Source organism: Parundibacterium terreum, assembly GCF_014636315.1.
GTDB classification, from domain to species: domain Bacteria; phylum Pseudomonadota; class Gammaproteobacteria; order Burkholderiales; family Burkholderiaceae_D; genus Undibacterium; species Undibacterium terreum.
The window spans coordinates 25,595-45,161 of the sequence record NZ_BMED01000004.1; the positions used below are offsets into that span (position 1 = coordinate 25,595).

The window sequence follows — 19,567 nt, forward strand, 5'->3', positions numbered from 1 at the left end:
CATGATGTTATTGGACAAGCTGGAACAACAAATTGATGCGCTGAACGACAAGAGCTTGCGCCGCCGGCGCCGCACCGCCGACGGCGGCTGCGCGCCGCGCGTGACGGTGGATGGCAAGCCCATGCTGGCATTTTGCAGCAATGATTACCTGGGCCTGGCTTCGCATCCGCGCGTCGCGGAAGCCTTGCGTGAAGGCGCCAGCCTGTATGGTGCCGGCAGCGGCGCATCGCACCTGATCAGCGGCCACTCGCGCGCGCATGCGCAACTGGAAGAAAAATTGGCGGACTTCATGTCGCCTCATCTTGAATCGGCGCGTGCGCTGTATTTCTGTACCGGCTATATGGCCAACCTGGCGGTCATTACCGCACTGGCAGCCGGCAATGATGCCGCCGGTGCCGGCGGCAGTACCGAGATATTTTCCGAGGCGCTGAACCATGCATCGCTGATCGATGGCGCCCGGTTGTCCCGCTGCAAGGTACACGTATATCCGCATGGCGACATCGTAGCGCTGGAGCAAATGCTGGCGGCCAGCACGGCGGAAACCAAGCTGGTCGTTACAGACAGCGTGTTCAGCATGGATGGCAATCTCGCGCCCTTGCCGCAGTTGCTGGCGCTATGCGAAAAATACCACGCCTGGATGATCGTTGATGATGCGCATGGCTTCGGCATGCTGGGTGAGCATGGCCGCGGCGCACTGGAACATTTCCAGTTGAAATCGCCTTATCTGGTCTATATGGGTACACTGAGCAAAGCTGCCGGTGTTGGCGGCGCGTTTGTCGCCGCGCATGCGACGGTGATCGACTGGCTGGTGCAAAAGGCCCGTTCTTATATCTATACAACAGCCGCAGCACCGGCGCTGGCGCATGCGCTGCTGACCAGCGTGGACATTATCAGCGGTCACGAAGGCCACCAGCGCCGTAATCAGGTACAGCGCCTGATAGGCAGGCTGCAACAGGAGCTGCGCCTGAGCCGCTGGCAATTGATGCCTTCGGCCACGGCCATCCAGCCGCTGCTGATAGGCGATAACGCGGAAGCGCTGCGCGCAGCGGCCAGCCTGTATCAGCAGGGCCTGTGGGTGCCTGCGATACGGCCGCCTACTGTGCCGCTTGGCACCGCCAGACTGCGCGTCACCTTGTCGGCCGCGCATACCACGCTGGATGTGGATCAATTGATCACGGCAGTCAATGCTATGGAGGCCGCCGCATGACGCAGGTGCAAGCACAGCCTGCAGGATTGCAGTTTTCCTGCTTTGTTACCGGTACCGATACCGAGATAGGCAAGACCCTGGTATCGTCGGCCTTGCTGCATGCGCTGGCGCAGCGTGGCTTGGGTAGTGCCGGCATGAAGCCGGTGGCCGCAGGCGCCAGCCTGCTGGATGGCGAATGGCATAATGAAGATGTAGACATGCTGCAGGCCGCATCCAGCGTAAAATTGCCTGTCAGCCTGGTCTGTCCCTACCTGATGCAGGCACCGGCCGCGCCGCATATCGTCGCGCTGCACGAAAACGTCGATATTTCCGCCGCGCACATCCTGGATTGCTATGCCCAGTTGACGCAGCAGGCACAGGCTGTCGTGGTAGAGGGCGTAGGCGGTTTTTGCGTGCCCCTGAATGATGAACTGGATACCGCCGACCTGGCGCAGCAACTGGCGCTGCCGGTGGTCCTGGTGGTCGGCATGCGGCTCGGCTGCCTTAGCCATGCTTTGCTGACCGTGGAGGCGATTGCCGCGCGCGGCCTGAAACTGGCCGGCTGGGTTGCCAATACCGTGGATGCCGACATGAAGTATGTCGAAGAGAATTTGCAAGCGCTTTCCCGCCGTATCGCTGCGCCCCTGCTGGGGCATATTCCGCGTTTGCCGAATCCGGGCTACGAGGCAGCAGCGTCTTATCTGAATTTGAATTTGTTGATGTAAAGGAAGCTCACCATGTTACAAACCGTCTCTTTCCAAGCCCCCGTCAAAGCAATCCAGGCTGAAACCTGGCCGGTGGACGAAGTGCTGGCACTGTTCGACCTGCCGTTCAACGACCTGATGTTCAAGGCGCAGCAAGTGCACCGCGCGAACTTTGATGCCGGCGACGTGGAACTGGCGACGCTGCTGTCGATCAAGACCGGCGGCTGCGAAGAAGATTGCGGCTATTGTCCGCAAGCTGCGCGCTACGACACCGGCGTGGAAGCCAAGAAAATCCTGGGCATAGAAGAAGTACTGGATGCAGCGCGTGCGGCCAAGGACAATGGCGCGACGCGCTTCTGCATGGGCGCAGCCTGGCGCTCGCCGAAAGACCGCGACATGGACAAGGTAGAAGAGATGGTGCGTGAAGTGAAGGCGCTCGGTCTGGAAACCTGCGCCACACTGGGTATGCTGAAAGAAGAGCAGGCAGAGCGTCTGAAGGAAGCCGGCCTCGACTATTACAACCATAACCTGGATACCGCGCCCGAGTTTTACAGTAATGTGATCTCCACCCGCGAATACCAGGACAGGCTGGACACATTGGGCCATGTGCGCAATGCCGGCCTGAAGGTGTGTTGTGGCGGCATCGTCGGCATGGGCGAATCACGCCGTCAGCGTGCCGGCCTGATCGCGCAACTGGCCAACCTGAATCCGTATCCGGAATCGGTGCCGGTGAACCACCTGGTGCAAGTGGAAGGCACGCCTTTGCACGGACTGGATCCGCTGGACCCGCTGGAATTCGTCCGCACTATCGCGGTTGCACGCATCACCATGCCGAAAGCGCGTGTGCGTCTGTCCGCAGGCCGCCGCCAGATGGGCGAAGCGGTACAGGCGATGTGTTTCCTGGCCGGCGCCAATTCGATTTTCTACGGCGACAAACTGCTGACCACAGGTAACCCGGACGCAGAAGACGACCGCGTGCTGCTGGCAAAATTGGGCCTGAAAACGCGCGGTGTGACCGAGGCCGGCGGCTGCAAGTAAGCAGCTCGCACCGCTGTCGCTCGAACGCATAGTGGAAATGCCGGTGCTCCGCCGGCATGTTGATAATAAAAATTTTAGTGAGAGACCAAGCCATGTTCAGCAAAATCCTGATCGCCAATCGTGGTGAAATTGCCTGCCGCGTTGCGGCTACTGCGCGCCGCCTCGGCATCAAGACTGTGGCCGTGTATTCGGAAGCCGATGCCGATGCCAAGCACGTTGCTGTCTGCGATGAAGCCGTATTGATAGGCCCTGCGCCAGCCAAGGAAAGCTATTTGCGCGCGGACAAGATCATTGAGGTTGCGCTGGCCACCGGTGCACAGGCCATCCATCCCGGCTATGGCTTCCTGTCCGAAAACAGCGAGTTTGCCGATGCCTGCGCCAAGGTAGGCCTGGTCTTCATCGGCCCGCCGGCTTCGGCGATACGCGCGATGGGCAGCAAGTCTGCCGCGAAGTCGCTGATGGAAAAGGCCAATGTGCCGCTGGTGCCGGGCTATCACGGCGACAATCAGGATGCAGATTTCCTGCAGGGCGAAGCAGACCGCATTGGCTATCCGGTATTGCTGAAAGCCAGTGCCGGCGGCGGCGGCAAGGGCATGCGCGTGATAGAAAACAGTGCCGACTTCAAGGCTGCGCTGGCTTCCTGCAAGCGTGAAGCGATTTCTTCTTTTGGCGACGACAAGGTATTGGCTGAAAAATACCTGACCCGTCCGCGCCACATCGAGATCCAGGTTTTTGCCGATACCCAGGGCAATTGCGTGTACCTGTTTGAGCGCGATTGCTCGGTACAGCGCCGCCACCAAAAGGTATTGGAAGAAGCGCCGGCCCCGGGCATGACCGCAGAACGCCGCGCGGCGATGGGCGAGGCTGCGGTTGCCGCTGCGAAGGCAGTCGGCTATGTCGGTGCCGGTACGGTGGAATTCATCGCCAACCAGGATGGTTCTTTCTATTTTATGGAAATGAATACCCGCCTGCAGGTGGAGCATCCGGTAACGGAAATGATCAGCGGCACCGATCTGGTGGAGTGGCAACTCAGGGTTGCGGCTGGCCAGGCTTTGCCATTGCAGCAGTCGCAATTGCAGATCAACGGCCATGCGATTGAAGCGCGTATCTATGCGGAAAATCCAGAGAAAGGCTTCCTGCCTTCCATCGGTACCTTGCGCCATAACCATACGCCGCAGGCAGTGTCGTTTGAACTGGGCGGCAGCCTGAATCTACCTGCAGCAGTCCGCATAGACAGTGGCGTGCGCGAGGGTGACAGCATTTCTCCTTTCTATGATCCGATGATCGCGAAGCTGATCGTCTGGGGTAAGGACAGGACGGAAGCGCTGTCGCGCATGGCGCAGGCACTGGCGGAATACCAGATCGTCGGCCTGTCGACCAATATCGCCTTCCTGCAGCGCCTGATAGGCGGGCAGGCATTTTCTACGGCGGACCTGGATACCGGCCTGATAGAGCGCAACCATGCCGAGCTGTTCCCTCCAGTGGCGGCAGCGCCGTTGTCGGTTCTGGCCCTGGCCGCGGTCGCGCAACTGCAGTCGGAAAAACAGCAGGGGCAGGGCGATCCATGGCAGTCCAGTCACGGATGGCGCATGAACAGCAGTTTGCAGCGCGGCTTGCAGTATAAGGAAGAGGCGCATGCGCACGAAGTTGCGATCACCTATCAGGCGGCAGGCTGGGATATTGCCGCCGGCGGCCAGCAAGCCAGAATCACGCTGGTCAATAACGATAAGCACGGCCCGCATGACCTGAGCCTGAAGCTGGGCGAGCAGACCATACACGGCACCGTCGTGCAATACGGTACCGATGGCGAGCACGTGCATGTATTTACTGGCGGCAACCACACCGTATTAAACTATGTGGACCCGCTGGCACATGCAGGCGAGACCGAAGCCGAGGGCGGCCGCCTGACAGCGCCTATGCCGGGCAAGATCGTTGCAGTGATGGTCAGCAAGGGCCAGCAGGTGGCAAAAGGCGATCCGCTGATGATCATGGAAGCGATGAAGATGGAGCATACAATTTCCGCTCCGGCAGACGGCGTGGTGGATGAGGTGCTGTATGCGGTGGCCGACCAGGTGGCAGAAGGCGCTCAACTGCTGGCGTTCAAGCTGCCGGAATAAATTTTCCACTACACGTTGCCGGAGACCATCGTGGATATCATTTTTCATGCAACAGGCGGCCAGGACCAGCCCTGGCTGGATGTGCTGGCCAAGGAAATGCCGCAGGCGAAGATACGCGTCTGGCGCGAAGGCGATAGCGCGCATGCGGACTATGCAATAGTCTGGAAACCGCCTGCTGCGATGCTGCAGGGCCGTACCGGACTGAAAGCCATTTTCAATCTGGGCGCCGGTGTCGATGCGATCTTGCAGTTGGGGGATGCCTTGCCGCAAGGCGTGCCGGTAGTGCGCCTGGATGATGCAGGCATGGGCATACAGATGGCCGAGTATGTCAGTCATGCGGTGCTGCGTTATTTCCGCCGGCTAGACAGCTACGATATCTTGCGCAGCCAGAAGCAGTGGCGTTTCCTGAAACCCTTTGATAAGTCCGAATTCAGCGTCGGCATCCTGGGCATGGGCGTGCTCGGCGGCCGCGTGCTGGAGGCCTTACAGCATTTCGGCTTTCCCTTGCATGGCTGGAGCCGCACACAGAAACAGATGGCGGGCGTGACTTGCCATTCCGGTGCAGACGGACTGGATGCCTTTCTGCAGGCTTCGCGGGTGCTGGTATGCATGCTGCCGCTGACAGACGATACGATAGGCATCCTGAACAAGCACAGCCTGTCCCGCTTGCCGCGCGGTGCCTACCTGATCAACGTCGCGCGCGGAGCGCATCTGGTGGAGGCCGACCTGCTGGCACTGCTGCAGCAGGAACATATCGCCGGCGCTACACTGGATGTGTTCAGCGAAGAGCCCTTGCCGCCGAAGCACCCGTTCTGGCATGAGTCGCGCATCAGCATCACCCCGCATATTTCTGCGCTGACTTTGCGCGACGACAGCGCGCGCCAGATTGCTGAAAAAATACAGGCGATGCAGCAGGGGCAGCAGATCAGCGGCGTAGTTGACCGCACCAAAGGTTATTGAAGCAGGACATATAGGATATACAGGATAGAAGAAGGATATTGCCATGACGAACGCATTGACCCAGGCCTTGCCGCAAAAAGTAAAGATCGTCGAGGTAGGACCGCGCGACGGCTTGCAGAATGAAAAGGAAACCATAGGCGCCGACGTCAAGATCGCACTGGTGGATATGCTGACCGGCGCCGGTTTTGCCAATATAGAAGCGGCCTCCTTTGTGTCGCCGAAATGGGTGCCGCAGATGGCGACCTCGGCTGAAGTGATGGCAGGCATACAGCGTAAGCCCGGCGTCGTGTATTCGGTACTGACGCCGAATATGAAAGGCTTTGAAGCTGCGCTCGCAGCGGGCGCGGATGAAGTGGTGATCTTCGGTTCTGCGTCCGAAGCTTTTTCCCAGCGCAATATCAATTGCTCGATCGCGGAATCGATAGAGCGTTTCCGCGAAGTGGCGCAAGCTGCCAAGCAGCATAAGCTCAGGTTGCGCGGCAGCATCAGTTGCTCATTCGGCTGCCCTTACCAGGGCAAGGTAGAAGCCGATAGCGTCGCCGATGTAGTGCAGCGCCTGCGCGACCTCGGTTGCGATGAAATCGATATCGCCGATACCATAGGTGTAGGCACGGCACGCCATGTGCAGGCAGTGATGCAAAGGGTGATCAGGGAATTTCCGGTGGAACGCCTGTCCGGCCATTTCCACGATACCTATGGCCAGGCGCTGGCGAATATTTATGCCAGCCTGGAAGTTGGCATTTCCATCTATCACTCTTCTGTGGCAGGCTTGGGCGGCTGTCCTTATGCCAAAGGGGCTACCGGCAACGTGGCGACCGAAGACGTGTTGTTCCTGATGCAGGGGCTGGGCATAGAGACCGGCATCAGCCTGGATGCGGTAGTCGATGCCGGTCAGTATATTTCGCAGCACCTGGGCCGCAAGGCTGTTAGCCGCGCCGGCAACGCCATCGTGGCCAAACGGGCAGGCTGACAATACCTGAGTTGCGGCGGGGCTATACTGCCTTGCCGCAACTGTTTTACTATTTATATTGTTTTCATCTACCTTTCCGCCTGCCCTCGCGTTTAACTCAAAATCCCTGCGGCTTTCTGCAATCCCCGTTGCTGCTCTCATAGTGCATTCCTATAGCGGGTACTGCTATTCAGATATCTCTGGATATCTGAATAGAATTTGCTATAACGAAAGAACAAGGCCGTATATAGACCGTTGTAATCGGTCGCGGTCTTCCCAGAGAGAAAGAGGAGATCACTATGAGACGCAGACTTTATTTCATGCTGCCGGACGTTCCCAGCGCACGCTCCATGCTGGACGAGTTGCTATTGGCGCGCGTAGAAGAGAGGTATATCCATTTCCACGCCAAGGACGGAACCCTGCTGCCTGATATGCCGGAAGCCAATTTCCTGCAAAAAACAGATCTGGTGCATGGTGCGGAAGTCGGCATGGTGATAGGCGGCTTGTCGGGCCTGATTGCCGGCACCTTGCTGTTGCTGTTTCCTCCGGAAGGGCTGGAACTGAAAACCATTGCGGTATTGATCGCCGGCTTCGGCGGGGCCTTGTTCGGCTCCTGGGCCTCGGGCATGGCTGCCGCTGCGATACCGAATTCCCGCCTGAAACCTTTTGCCGAAGGGGTAGAGCAGGGACAGGTATTGCTGATCGTTGACCTGCCTTTGCGCCGCGTGAAAGAAGTGGAAGAAATGATCGCCAGGCGCCATCCTGAAATCAGGTTTGGCGGTGTTGAGGCCCATATTCCCGCTTTTCCATAGGCTTGATTTTGCTGACCTCCGATAGCGAGACAGGGCTACGGAGCTTAAGCGAAATTATTGCCGTGAGTTTGAATTGACGAATGACATCGCGCTTATGTGCGATGTCATTTTTCTTGATGCCTGCCTGTGCCTTGTCGACGCCTATTGCTTGCTCAGCGCAAGCTTAATTCCAAACGATACGAACACGCCGCCTATCAGGCGGTTCAGCCATGCCACCAGGCCGGTATTGATTTTGATCTTGTGGCTGGCGACTGCAGTGCTGACGGCCAGCAAGTGGCACCACAGCATGCCGTTGAAATTGAAGATGAAGCCCAGCAGGATAAAGGCCAGGGGTTTGCTGCCGGCGTCGGGGCTGATGAATTGCGGCACGAAGGCCAGGAAGAATACGGCGACCTTGGGATTCAACACATTGGTCATGAAGCCCTGCAGGAAAATTTTCCTGTAGCTGAGCGGCATCAGCGCTTTTTCCGGTGTGCCGGATGAGCTGGCCTTGGCCTTGCTGAACAGCAGTTGCACGCCTACGTACAACAGGTAGGCGGCACCGGCCAGCTTGACGATCATGAAGGCCGTGGCGGAAGTCGCCAGTATCGCGGACAGCCCCAATGCCGCCGCGAAGATATGCACCAGCGTGCCTGTGCCTATGCCCAGGGCGGCGCTGCTGCCGGCGCGCCAGCCTTGCGTGGCGCTGCGCGTCATGATCAGCAGGGAGTCGGGGCCGGGCACCATATTCAATAGCAGGCCGGAAATGATGAATAACGCGAGATCGTGGGTGCCAAACATACTGAAGTCCTGGTGTGCGGGCTAGGTCGCCGCGGGTAAGAGGTAATTCCGGGTTTTATTCTGGATGTGATTTACAGATCTCCGCCTGCCAGCAGATAGTTTTCATGTCTTTCCGTGCCCAGCTCAAAATTATTGAAGCCCAACAATATCATGCCCTGTTTGCGGCAAAAATCCACGGCAGGATTATTTTGTGTGCTGATGGCCAGCCACAATGCGGATTTTCCGTTGTCATTGATAGAGCGCCTCAGGCATTCTGCAAACAATTGCGTGCCTATGCCCTTGTGCGTGCAGTGTTCCTGCACATAGAAGGTGGTCAGCTCAGTCTGTATCATCGGTGCATCGGCGCAGGTGGAGCGCAGGTTGAGTATGGCGTACGCGACCAGGAATTTTTCCTGGTATACCACCAGCACGGTCTTATCCTGGTCCTTGATCTGGACTTTCAGTTTTTCTTCGCCCAGCTCGGAAAATATATAGCTGGAAATGCCGTTGTTGATACCGTGTTTTGCGTGAGCATGCAGCCATACCTGGATAGCCAATGCACTGAGATTTTTAGCGTCCTCTATGGTGGCTCTGCGAATTATCATGGGCAAGTATGCGCGAATAGGTGCGGATTAGGTACGAGTCGGGCGGATTCTAGGCAAAGGTCTATCTGTTTTCTGGAGCGTGACGCCAAAGTCTTCAATAAAATAATGTCTATCATAGCAAACTGCGTGCTTGCTAACGGACAATTTATTGCCGTTTTTTATAGCAGGGGTCAAGCGCCGGGAGATCTGCGGCAGACCAAAAATTTCCACATTGCCAATTCGGAAATTGTTAATATGGCAAACATTGTAGCCTGAATTTTCTTGTTGGCGACATTTTTGGGCGATTTGCCTTTGGGAAGCTTAAATGACTGCAAACTATGACTGCTGAATTTTCTACTCCGGCGCTGGAGCTGTCGGGCCTGACCAAGAGTTTTGGCCGGCCGGCGGTGGACCAGTTGAACCTGCAAGTCAGGCGCGGAGAATTGTATGCATTGCTGGGGCCGAATGGCGCAGGCAAGACCACCACCTTGCGCATGGTGGCGGGTTTGCTGGCGCCGGATGCAGGCACGATACGGGTGCTGGGTAGGGATCTGGCAGCCGATCCTGAAAATGCCAAGCGGCCGCTGGCCTATCTGCCGGATGACCCCATGTTGTACGGCAAACTGAAACCGACCGAATACCTGGAGTTTGTCGCCGGCTTATGGGGTATTCCTGCCGCGCAAGCGGAACCGCGTGCGCGTGAGCTGCTCGACTGGCTGGACCTGAGCCAGCATGCGCACGAATTGACTGAGGGTTTTTCGCGCGGCATGAAGCAGAAACTGGCGCTGGCCGGTGCACTGATCCACCAGCCCGAGCTGATCATCCTGGACGAGCCGCTGACCGGCCTGGATGCGGCGGCGGCCCGCCAGGTCAAGGACTTGCTGCTGGACCATGTCAGGCGTGGCGGCACCGTGATCCTGACGACGCATATCCTGGACGTCGCGGAGCGTCTGGCCGAGCGCATAGGGATCATCCAGCATGGCAAGCTGATCGCCGAGGGTACGCTGGATGAACTGCGCAGCCGGACCAGTACAGGCCAGGGAACGCTGGAAGATGTATTCCTTCAATTGACCGAGCACGCCGTATGAGCGCATGGGCTTTGAAAGCCGGCGGCACCGCCTGGCTGCTAAGGCATGAATTCCGTTTGTTTTTCTATGAGCTAGGCTCTTCACATAGTGCAAAAAGCAAGCGGCGCGGCATCAGCATCTGGAAGGGACTGATGCTGGCCCTGGCTTTGCTGGGCCTGCACTTTCTGGTCTGGTCGATGTTGCGGGCGATGCCGCCGCTGACCCAGGAACCTGCGATACAACTGATACGGATAGCCGGCCTTGCGCTGGTGGTGGTCTTCAGCTTCATGCTGTCGCTGGGCCTGAGCAGCAGCGTCAAGGCCTTGTTCGAGCGCGGCGACCTTGATCTGCTCCTGTCTTCGCCGCTGCGCTCACGGCATATCTTTACCGTGCGGCTGCTCAGCATCACGCTGGGCGTCGCGGCAATCTTTCTGGTTTTCCTGACGCCGTTTGCGCATGTGGGTTTGCTGCTCGGGCAGCCACGCTGGCTGGGAATTTATCCGGTGCTACTCAGCATGGCCTTGATGGCGTCTTCGCTGTCCATCCTGCTGACTTTGCTGCTGGTGAAACTGATAGGCGTGCGGCGTACCCGCACCGTGGCCCAGTTGCTGGGCGCTTTGTCGGGGGCAGTGATTTTCCTCGCGACGCAAAGCTTTAATGCATTCGGACAAAGTTTTCGCAGCACGCTGCTGGCCAGGCTAAATCCCTTATTTGATGCAGGTGCGGCACTGGGGCCGGGGAGCGCTATCTGGCTGCCCGCGCGTGCGCTGTTTGGTTCACCGCTGGAGCTGCTGCTGTTCGGCACATCCGGCCTCGCCGTTTTCATGCTGACTGTGCATTTCACACACCGGTTTTTTGTGCAGGGAGTACAGCAGGCTTCCGGCGTGCTGCACACGTCCAGGCGGCCGCTTGGGCCGCTGCGCTTTACTTTCAGGGAGGGCATCTGGAGCAGCGTGCTGGCCAAGGAATGGCGCCTGATTTTGCGCGACCCGCACTTGATTTCCCAGGTTTTCATGCAGTTGCTGTATATGCTGCCATTGTTCTTTCTAGTGTTCCTGAAAAAAGACGTTCTATTGCAGGGCGTTGCCGCTTCGATTACTTTCCTGTCCACATCGCTGGCTTCTTCGCTGACCTGGATCATCGTCTCTGCGGAAGAGGCGCCGGATTTGTTGAACATCGCTCCGGCCAGGCCGGCCAGCATACGCAACGCGAAACTGGCGGCAGCCATCATTCCCGTATTGACACTGGTAATGCCGGCATTGCTGTGGCTGATAGCGAAGGACTGGGCCGGCGGCCTGGTGCTGGCAGCGGTACTGTGTGCGGCGATGCTATCCGTCAGCCTGACCAATTCATGGCTGGCCAAGCCGGGTGCACGCGCACAATTCAACAAGCGCGGCGCGTCGCAGTGGATGGCGAACATATCTGAAACGTTGATAGGCATGGCATGGGCCGGTACTGCCTACTTCGGCGTGCAATTCAGCGCCTTGAGCCTGCTCTTGCTGGCTGCAGCGCTGTCCGTGCTGGGGCTGGCCTGTCTGATGAGGATCAAGCGCGCTGTGTAGCACGGCTCCCGGAGATCTAGTACAGCGTGGTTTTCAGCCTTTGCGGTAGCTCTTCGTCATATTGCCTGCCGTCGATTTCCTGCTGGGTCAGCGCGGCGAGTATGGTACCTGCGGTGGGCAGGTCTTTTTTCTCTACATGATGCGCAGGATCCCACAAGCCTGCCCTCAGTACCGCGCGCGAGCATTGGAAAAATACCGTATCGACATGGATCACCAGTACCGAGCGCGGCGCTTTTTCATTGATGGCAAAACGCTGCAACAGCTCCGGCGCGATACTGATGCTGGCCTGCCCGTTGACCCTCAGGGTTTCACCCAGGCCGGGTATCAGGAACAATAGCGCCACGCGCGGATCGGTAATGATGTTGCGCAGGCTGTCTATGCGGTTATTGCCTCTCCGGTCCGCCAGCAGCAGGGTCTTGTCGTCGGCAATCTGTATAAAGCCCGCCGGATCGCCGCGAGGCGACGCATCCAGCCCGTCCGGTCCACTGGTGGCCAGCACGGCAAAGGTGGATGCCTTGATCAGTGCCTGGTAGTGCGCATGCAGATAGTCCACTTCCTTGCGTACCGATGCGGTGCCTACTTCTCCATACAAAGCTTCCAGCTCGGCGACAGAGCTTATCTGATGCGGGTCGGGTTTATTCATGCGCATGCTCCTGATTTTGCCAGCTATCGATATTCGCTACGGTCCAGTGCCAGCCATGCCTGTACTGACGGCCGTTGCCATTGCAGCCTGGCATAGCGGGCCAGTTTTTCAGGAACCGCATCACCGTTCAGCAGCAGGCGGTTCAGCATCAATGCCAGGTCGGTGTCGGCGATGCTCCACGCGCCGAACAGGTGATCGGCGCCCTCCGCCAGCAGGCTATCGGTAGCTTGAAACAGCATTGCCGCCGACTGCTGTGCTGCAATGGACAAGGGCGTCTTTACCGGCGCGTAGAACACGACCATTGTTGAGCGCTCGCTGCGGATAGGCATGAAATCGCTGCGCAGCCAGGCTTGGATTTGCCGGGCGCGTGCGCGCAATTGCCGGTCGGCGGGATACAGCGCGGTGTGGCCCGGCGGAGGCAGCAGTTCCTCCAGATATTCGGAGATCGCAGAAGATTCGGATAAATGGAAATCGCCATGCGTCAACGCCGGAACCCGGCTGGTGATTGAGCGTTCACGATAGTCCGGCTGATAGTTTTGCGATCCCAGCTTGATTTTTTGCATATCGAAAGCCACAGCTTTTTCTTTCAGACTGACATAGGCCGACATTGAGTACGGACTGGAAAATAAATCGTCTACATACAGGGTGAATGCTTGCTGGGACAAGATGCTGCTCCTTAAAAAGACAATGAGAATCAATGAAAATCAAATGGGGATGAGGCGCGCCGCGGACAAGCTTGACAGGGGATAGCGGAATTGTAAGTCAAACCGGAGTCGGGTAGCCAAGCCTGGTATTGTTGCAAATTATTAAAATTTCCCGGGAACTAAGTTTTTGGGGCATCGTCTCATGCTAGTATCCTTGTCAAATCGACATTTTCTTGCGCCGCTTGCCCAGCCTGCGAGGCGTCTGGAGTTCGCGGATGAGCAGGCAGGCTGCCGATTGATTTTCCCTGAAGCTAAACCGACGGTTTTACGATGACACTAATTACTAAAAAACGTAGTGCAATTGCGGTGGCCATCCTGATCCTGGGTGCAGGCGCCTGGTATTACCAGCACAAGCAGCAAACACCTAAAGATGAAGAACCCCGCTTCCGTACCGTGGCGGTGGACAAGGGCACGATTACGCAGACCGTTACCGCGAGCGGCACGCTGAACCCGGTGGCACTGATCAATGTCGGTTCGCAGGTATCCGGCACCGTGCTGGAGCTGAAGGCAGACTTCAACGACAGGGTGAAGCAGGGACAGGTATTGCTGCGGCTGGACCCGACTATTTTCAATGCACAGATCAAGCAGAGCGAAGCCAGCCTGGCATCCGCCGAATCTTCCAAGCGGCTGGCACAGGCGACGCTGGAACGCAACCAGAAACTGGTCACGCAAAACTATATCTCGGCCAGCGCGCTGGACCAGGCCAAGCGCGAAGTGGAGGTGGCGGATGCCAACATACAACTGGCCAGGGCGCAACTGGACAGGGTGCGCGCAGACTTCAACAACAGCGTGATCCGCTCGCCGATAGACGGCGTCATCATCAAGCGCACGATAGATCTGGGGCAGACGGTCGCGGCTTCTTTTCAGACGCCCAACCTGTTTCAGATCGCGCGTGATCTGACCAAGATGCAGATCGATACCAATGTGTCCGAAGCCGACGTCGGTGCATTGAAGGAGGGGCAGCCGGCCCGCTTCGTGGTGGACGCCTATCCGGATCGTGAGTTCGATGCAAGCTTGAGGCAATTCCGCCTGGCGGCCAACGTGCAGCAAAACGTGGTGACCTACAACGTGGTGCTGGATGTGGACAACAAGGATGAATTGCTGAAGCCGGGCATGACGGCGCAGGTAAGGCTGGTGGTCGGCAACCGGCAAAACGTGCTGCGCATTCCAACTGCGGCCTTGCGCTACAAGCTCAGCGACGAGGAAATCGCCAGGGAAGCGAAAAAGCAGAAGGAGTTGGCGAAGAACGGTGATAAATCCGCTGCGGCCAATGCCGCCGCCAGCATACCGCCGCCGGATATTGATGACGATATAGGATTTCGCAGCAAGAGCGACATAACGCGCTCATTCAAGATTTACAAGCTGGATGACAAGAACCAGGCCAAGCCGGTAGATATCAAGATAGGCTTGTCCAATTTCCGTTTCACGGAAGTCTTGTCCGGCGACTTGAAGCTGGCCGACAAGGTCATTACGCGCGCGCTGGACAAGAGCGCAGGTTCGCAGTGACAGGCGGCGTGAAGGCCGGCGGTGCGGGTTCCGCTGCCAGTGCAAATTCGGACAGCCGGGGTCTGATAGACATCCATCAGGTTACCAAGAGCTATTTTTCCGGAGGAGTGGAAACCCGGGTGCTGTTCGGCATAGACCTGCTGGTACCGCACGGCGATTTCCTGGCCGTGATGGGACAATCCGGCTCTGGTAAATCCACGCTGATGAATATTCTCGGCTGCCTGGACCAGGCCAGCGGCGGTACCTATAAGCTGAACGGCGTGGATACGCTTAGCCTGTCGCGCAATGAGCTGGCGACGATACGCAACCGCACCATAGGTTTTGTATTCCAGAGCTTTAACCTGATCAAGCGCATGAGCGTGGCAGAGAACGTGGCGCTGCCGCTGATCTACGCCGGCGTCTCACGCGACAAGGCATACAAGAAGGCATTAGTGGAGCTGGAAAAGGTGGGTTTGCAGGACTATGCCAAACGCATGCCCAACCAGTTGTCCGGCGGCCAGCAGCAAAGGGTGGCAATCGCCAGGGCGCTGGTCGGCGATCCGCCGCTGATACTGGCCGATGAGCCGACCGGCAACCTGGATACGCAGACCAGTGTGGAGATCATGCGTTCATTGCAGCAATTGAATGCGGAGCGCGGGATTACCATCTTGCTGGTAACGCATGAACCAGATATTGCTGCCTACAGCAAGCGCCTGGTGCGGCTGAAAGACGGCCATGTGCTGTATGACGGCCCGGCTGCAGAAGGTCTGCGGCAACTAGCGCTCAGCCACGAAGCCGCCGCAGCGCAGCCGGCATCCTGAGCCGGCCTGACCAGACAAAGAAAGCATTTCCATGAATCTACTCCAGGTTTTTATCGAAGCCTTTCGCGCGATGAACGCGAACCGGTTGCGCACATCGCTGACCATGCTGGGCATCATCATTGGTATTACTTCGGTGGTGATGATGCTGGCGGTGGGCGATAGTGCGCGCAAGTTCATCAGCAAGGAGCTGGAAGTATTGGGCAGCAACCTGATGATCATCTCTCCCGGCGCCAACCGCACACAAGGGGTGAAGGCCCGCACCGGCACCGCGCCTTCGTTATCGGTGGACGATGCAGTGGCACTGGACGGCTTGTCCAGCCTGAACGGCGCTGCACCTGCGCTGCAAGGTTTTTTCCAGATATCTGCCGGCAGCGAAAACTCCAATAACGCGGTACTGGGAATCACGCCGGCGATGTTCAAAGTGCGCAATTGGAAAGTTGAGCAGGGCGACTATTTTAGCGACTCGGATATACGCGGTGCCGCCCGCATGGTGGTGATAGGGAAGAAGATCGCGGCGGATTTTTTCTACAAGAGCAATCCTATTGGCAAATTCATCCGTATCGATAATGTGCCGTTCCAGGTGGTTGGCGTATTGCAGGGAGAGGGCCGCATGTTTGATGGCGGCGACCTGGGCGATATGGTGCTGATCCCCATCACGACTGCGCGCGCCACGCTGATGCGCAGCGCCTTCCCCAGCAATGTGCACTATGTGGTGGTACAGGGGAAAAATGAAAAGCTGCTGAAGGATGCCGACGAAGATATCAAGGAGGTCTTGCGTGACCGGCACAGGATACGGCTGGACCAGCCGGATGATTTTCGCATAGATAACCTGGCATCCATCGCCGAGACCGGCGCAAAGATCAGCGCCGGGCTGTCGGCGATGCTGGGTGCCATCGGCGCGATTTCGCTGGTAGTGGGGGGCATAGGCATCATGAACATCATGCTGGTATCGGTGACCGAACGCACCCGTGAGATAGGCATACGCATGGCGATAGGTGCAAAGCCGCGCGATGTCTTGCTGCAATTTCTGACTGAGGCAGTGGTGATTTGCCTGGTGGGAGGCATACTCGGTATTTTATGCGCAGTGGGAGGTGCCGCGGCGATCACCTCCACCGGCACGCTGGAGGTGGTCGTCGGTGCCGGGGCGATGATCATTGCCTGTGGCTTTGCCAGCTTTGTCGGTATCTTTTTTGGATTCTATCCGGCGCGCCGTGCGTCGCGTTTGCTGCCCGTGGATTGTCTGCGCTATGAATAAAGGCGTATATTGACGGCAGCTTCCCCACTTTATTTGTTCAGAAAGCCCGCCATGACATATAAATTGAAAAATCTGAGTCTGCTGGTATTGCTTGCAGTTTCTGGCGCAGGCTGGGCCGGTGTGGATAATCCCGCCGCGACTGGCCAGGCGCCGGGTTTTGCAGCACCTGCTGCTTCCAATGCCGCGGCCAAACCCAAGACTTCGCCGGAATATGATCAGGCGGTGAATGCGCTGCGCAACAAAGACCTGGACCAGGCCGACAAGCTGTTCAGGCAAGCGATGCTGAAACAACCCAAGTCGCCTATGCCTGTGATTGGCCTGGCTGAAGTCGAGCGGCTCAAGGGCCATGATGACGAATCCTTGCGCCTGCTGCGTAAAGCGGTTGAGCTGGCGCCCGCTGACGCCCGCAGTCGTGTGGTCCTGGGTACAGCCTTGTATCTGCGGGGACGCGCACCCGAAGCGGAAAAGGAATTGCTGAAGGCTGCCGAGCTGGAGCCGAAGGCGCAATTGCCTTTGATGGCGCTTGCCGACCTGTATTTCAATGCAATGAAAAGGCCGGACAAGGCGGCTGAGTATTATGGCCGGGTCATCAAGATGAATCCGGATATAGCACCGGCGCAGTTAGGCCAGGGTATGGCTTTTCTTGCCATGAAGGACTTTGAGCATGCGGCGCCCGCACTGGAAAAGGCGCGCAGCCTTGCTCCAACGAGCCCGCAGCCCTTGATGGCTCTGACCCAGTTGCAAGTGGCTCAAGGCAATGTCAAAGCTGCGATAGGCTCGCTGCAGGAGGCGGCCAAACTGGCACCGCTGTCGGAAGACATCCAGCTCAGGCTGGGTATGTATTACCAGCAGGAAAAACAATGGCCGGAAGCATACACTGCCTATGAAACTGCGTTGCGCCTGAACGACAAGCTGGTAGTTGCCTATAATAATCTTGCCTGGATGGCCGCTGACCGCAAGGAAAGACTGGATGATGCAGAGCGCTGGGGCGCCAAGGCAGTGCAATTGTTTCCGAACGAGGCTTCGTTGAAAGATACCTATGCCTGGGTCAAGCGCGCGCGCGGCGACAACAAGGCAGCGCTGGCATTGCTGGAATCCATTACCAGCAGCGGCACTCCTGCACCGGATTACTTTTATCATCTCGGTGTTGTCAGAGAGGAAAGCGGACAAAAGACTGAAGCTGTGGCGGCCTATAAGCGTGCGCTGCAAATCAGCCCCAAATTTGCACAGGCCGATGATGCCAGGCAACGTTTGGCGAAACTGGAATGAGACTATAAGCCGGGCGGCAGAAAAACAGTTGTCAAATAATTTGCTTTGAATTGAATTTCGGGCACAATGATTGCATACGGTCTCGCCATGATTTTCAATTTTGCGAGTATTCGATGAAGCCTGACCTGCCCGTATCCCTGCTGAGCGCTTCAGCAGAGACGATGTTCCCTACGATCGCTGTCCTGCAATGGAGGTAGCGCGATGATGACCGTTCCCATCATTATCGATTTCGAGGCTTCCGGATTTGGTGCTGGCAGCTATCCTATCGAAGTCGGATTTTCCGGGCGCCATGGTGAAGGCTGGTGCACGCTGATCCGGCCCGAGCATGACTGGCAGCACTGGGATATCGACGCTGCGCGCACCCATCACATTCCGCGTGAAATCCTGGTTGAACGTGGCCGCTCTGCGGTGTTCGTCGCCGAACAGCTGAACTTTTTCCTCAATGGCAATACGGTGTACACCGATGGCTGGGCCCAGGATTATGTCTGGATGGCGCGCTTGTTCGAGGCCGCTCAGGCAGTACCCCGGTTCCGGCTGGAAGACCTACGCCAGGTGATCACGCCCAGGCAGGAGTCTGCGTGGCATAGCACCAAGTCGCGCGTGGTGGACGAGCTGAGAGTCGCCAGGCACAGGGCCAGCAGCGATGCACGCATCCTGCAACTGACCTGGCTGCGCACCCATGATGAAGAGCGCCTGCACCATTAGTGCGATTGTTCAGCTTACCCGGACGTTGTTTTTTTCTGCGGCACCAGCCGGGCAAGCACCCGGTTGATCTTGTTCATGGTCGCGGCAGGCACATCCTTGCTGCAGACGATGTAACGGTCCAGGCCTTGCGGCATGCCTTTCAGATCGACCTGCGTTGTACCTTGCATGCTCCTGTCCCTGTCATGCAGGAATTCCCAGTCTTCCCTGTCGATGAACATGTAGGAAGCCCGGTCGGCACTGATCATATTCGCCATCACCATCGGAGCCGTCGTGCTGCGCTCTATGCGGTTACGGCTTTTGCTGATCAGGGCGTCCAGCTCCGGGCCGTAGGAAACACCGTCGACCACGCCCAGGGTCAGCGTCTCGTCGGACATCAGCGATGCCAGGGTTTTGTGGGCTAGTACCGGAGCGACAGCCGCCGGACCTACCAGCAAGGTATGCGGCGGATCGGTGTGGAAAATCATACTGAACTGCACCAGCGACTCCCTTTCGGGGATGCGGTACCAGCCTATCGAGCAGTAATTGCGGGTGCCTATCTTGAAGTTGTTCCAGATGCGTTTGGCCGGCTCTTCGACAAATTTTGCCGGCAACTGCGCTTCGCTGAATACTTGTTTGGCCCGGTCCAGCAATATGCCTTTTTCGACATGGTTTTCTATGTACTGGTGCGGAGGTTTGTTGCGCCATGCCACCGTCAGTGTCTGGGCTGAGCAACTGGCGGCATAGCCGGCCAAGACGGCGGCCACGGCAGCAGCCAGCAGGGGAGCGGCGTTGAACTTTGTCACAGGCATGAGTGTGTCGTCAATGGTGCAGCGGAGTTGTCGAGAGGCATGTTCATTATGATGTGGTGTAGTCAGGTTTGCAATTTTGAATTGTTTCAGAGACTGCGGCCGGCCGTCACCAAAGTAGAGCCTGTGTCATGATTGAACGGAAAAATGGAGGCAGGCCAA

19 protein-coding genes are annotated in these 19,567 nt (G+C 57.7%); 14 read left to right on the forward strand and 5 right to left on the reverse strand.

Annotation, left to right across the window (positions count from 1 at the left end; translation table 11 throughout):
- Window position 1: 1 nt before the first annotated feature.
- From bioF to IEW12_RS18655, 7 genes are all read left to right on the forward strand, one after another.
- The gene (gene bioF, locus IEW12_RS18625) at window positions 2-1,207 is read left to right on the forward strand and encodes an 8-amino-7-oxononanoate synthase (RefSeq protein WP_188568016.1); all 1,206 of its coding nucleotides are present in this window, start codon (window positions 2-4) and stop codon (window positions 1,205-1,207) included.
- Window positions 1,204-1,911: a dethiobiotin synthase gene (gene bioD / locus IEW12_RS18630; RefSeq protein ID WP_188567619.1), complete on the forward strand. Its 708-nt coding sequence runs from the start codon at window positions 1,204-1,206 to the stop codon at window positions 1,909-1,911. Before bioF ends, bioD begins: the two co-directional genes overlap by 4 nt.
- A 12-nt stretch (window positions 1,912-1,923) precedes the next feature.
- A complete protein-coding gene (gene bioB / locus IEW12_RS18635; protein ID WP_188567620.1) occupies window positions 1,924-2,928 on the forward strand; it encodes a biotin synthase BioB in 1,005 nt (334 codons plus the stop codon).
- A 92-nt stretch (window positions 2,929-3,020) separates the two neighbouring features.
- A complete protein-coding gene (locus IEW12_RS18640) occupies window positions 3,021-5,045 on the forward strand; it encodes an acetyl/propionyl/methylcrotonyl-CoA carboxylase subunit alpha (protein ID WP_188567621.1) in 2,025 nt (674 codons plus the stop codon).
- A 30-nt stretch (window positions 5,046-5,075) separates the two neighbouring features.
- Window positions 5,076-6,005 (forward strand): 2-hydroxyacid dehydrogenase, encoded by a 930-nt coding sequence (locus IEW12_RS18645; RefSeq protein ID WP_371874557.1) that lies wholly within the window; start codon window positions 5,076-5,078, stop codon window positions 6,003-6,005.
- Window positions 6,006-6,048: 43 nt separating this feature from the next.
- Window positions 6,049-6,975: a hydroxymethylglutaryl-CoA lyase gene (locus IEW12_RS18650; protein WP_188567622.1), complete on the forward strand. Its 927-nt coding sequence runs from the start codon at window positions 6,049-6,051 to the stop codon at window positions 6,973-6,975.
- A gap of 278 nt (window positions 6,976-7,253) precedes the next feature.
- Complete coding sequence (locus IEW12_RS18655) at window positions 7,254-7,766, forward strand: DUF1269 domain-containing protein (RefSeq protein ID WP_229751219.1); 513 nt, start codon at window positions 7,254-7,256, stop codon at window positions 7,764-7,766.
- A gap of 141 nt (window positions 7,767-7,907) precedes the next feature.
- Here the strand turns inward: IEW12_RS18655 and IEW12_RS18660 are convergent, their stop codons facing one another.
- A complete protein-coding gene (locus tag IEW12_RS18660; RefSeq protein ID WP_188567623.1) occupies window positions 7,908-8,546 on the reverse strand; it encodes a LysE family translocator in 639 nt (212 codons plus the stop codon).
- Window positions 8,547-8,617: 71 nt separating this feature from the next.
- A complete protein-coding gene (locus IEW12_RS18665; protein WP_188567624.1) occupies window positions 8,618-9,130 on the reverse strand; it encodes a GNAT family N-acetyltransferase in 513 nt (170 codons plus the stop codon).
- A 317-nt stretch (window positions 9,131-9,447) separates the two neighbouring features.
- Here IEW12_RS18665 and IEW12_RS18670 point away from each other — a divergent pair, with 317 nt between their 5' ends.
- Window positions 9,448-10,197 (forward strand): ABC transporter ATP-binding protein, encoded by a 750-nt coding sequence (locus IEW12_RS18670; RefSeq protein WP_188567625.1) that lies wholly within the window; start codon window positions 9,448-9,450, stop codon window positions 10,195-10,197.
- Complete coding sequence (locus IEW12_RS18675; RefSeq protein WP_188567626.1) at window positions 10,194-11,738, forward strand: permease-like membrane multi-spanning protein; 1,545 nt, start codon at window positions 10,194-10,196, stop codon at window positions 11,736-11,738. Before IEW12_RS18670 ends, IEW12_RS18675 begins: the two co-directional genes overlap by 4 nt.
- A 16-nt stretch (window positions 11,739-11,754) precedes the next feature.
- Here IEW12_RS18675 and IEW12_RS18680 read toward each other — a convergent pair whose 3' ends face one another.
- A complete protein-coding gene (locus tag IEW12_RS18680; protein ID WP_188567627.1) occupies window positions 11,755-12,381 on the reverse strand; it encodes a pyridoxamine 5'-phosphate oxidase family protein in 627 nt (208 codons plus the stop codon).
- A 23-nt stretch (window positions 12,382-12,404) separates the two neighbouring features.
- Entirely contained in the window at window positions 12,405-13,046 is a 642-nt protein-coding gene (gene yfcF, locus IEW12_RS18685; RefSeq protein WP_188567628.1) for a glutathione transferase, read from the reverse strand.
- A 309-nt stretch (window positions 13,047-13,355) separates the two neighbouring features.
- Between yfcF and IEW12_RS18690 the strand changes: the two genes are divergently transcribed.
- The 5 genes from IEW12_RS18690 (at window position 13,356) to IEW12_RS18710 (ending at window position 18,620) form a co-directional block, all read left to right on the forward strand.
- The gene (locus IEW12_RS18690; RefSeq protein WP_188567629.1) at window positions 13,356-14,591 is read left to right on the forward strand and encodes an efflux RND transporter periplasmic adaptor subunit; all 1,236 of its coding nucleotides are present in this window, start codon (window positions 13,356-13,358) and stop codon (window positions 14,589-14,591) included.
- Window positions 14,592-14,653: 62 nt separating this feature from the next.
- A complete protein-coding gene (locus IEW12_RS18695) occupies window positions 14,654-15,391 on the forward strand; it encodes an ABC transporter ATP-binding protein (protein ID WP_188568019.1) in 738 nt (245 codons plus the stop codon).
- A gap of 31 nt (window positions 15,392-15,422) precedes the next feature.
- Window positions 15,423-16,646, forward strand: a complete 1,224-nt coding sequence (locus IEW12_RS18700) for an ABC transporter permease (RefSeq protein WP_229751220.1) — start codon at window positions 15,423-15,425, stop codon at window positions 16,644-16,646.
- A 51-nt stretch (window positions 16,647-16,697) separates the two neighbouring features.
- Entirely contained in the window at window positions 16,698-17,915 is a 1,218-nt protein-coding gene (locus tag IEW12_RS18705; protein WP_188567630.1) for a tetratricopeptide repeat protein, read from the forward strand.
- Window positions 17,916-18,116: 201 nt separating this feature from the next.
- Complete coding sequence (locus IEW12_RS18710) at window positions 18,117-18,620, forward strand: hypothetical protein (RefSeq protein WP_229751221.1); 504 nt, start codon at window positions 18,117-18,119, stop codon at window positions 18,618-18,620.
- 14 nt (window positions 18,621-18,634) lie between these two features.
- On the opposite strand, the gene IEW12_RS18715 is transcribed toward IEW12_RS18710, so the two are convergent.
- Window positions 18,635-19,408: a transporter substrate-binding domain-containing protein gene (locus IEW12_RS18715; protein WP_229751222.1), complete on the reverse strand. Its 774-nt coding sequence runs from the start codon at window positions 19,406-19,408 to the stop codon at window positions 18,635-18,637.
- Between the last annotated feature and the right edge of the window lie 159 nt (window positions 19,409-19,567).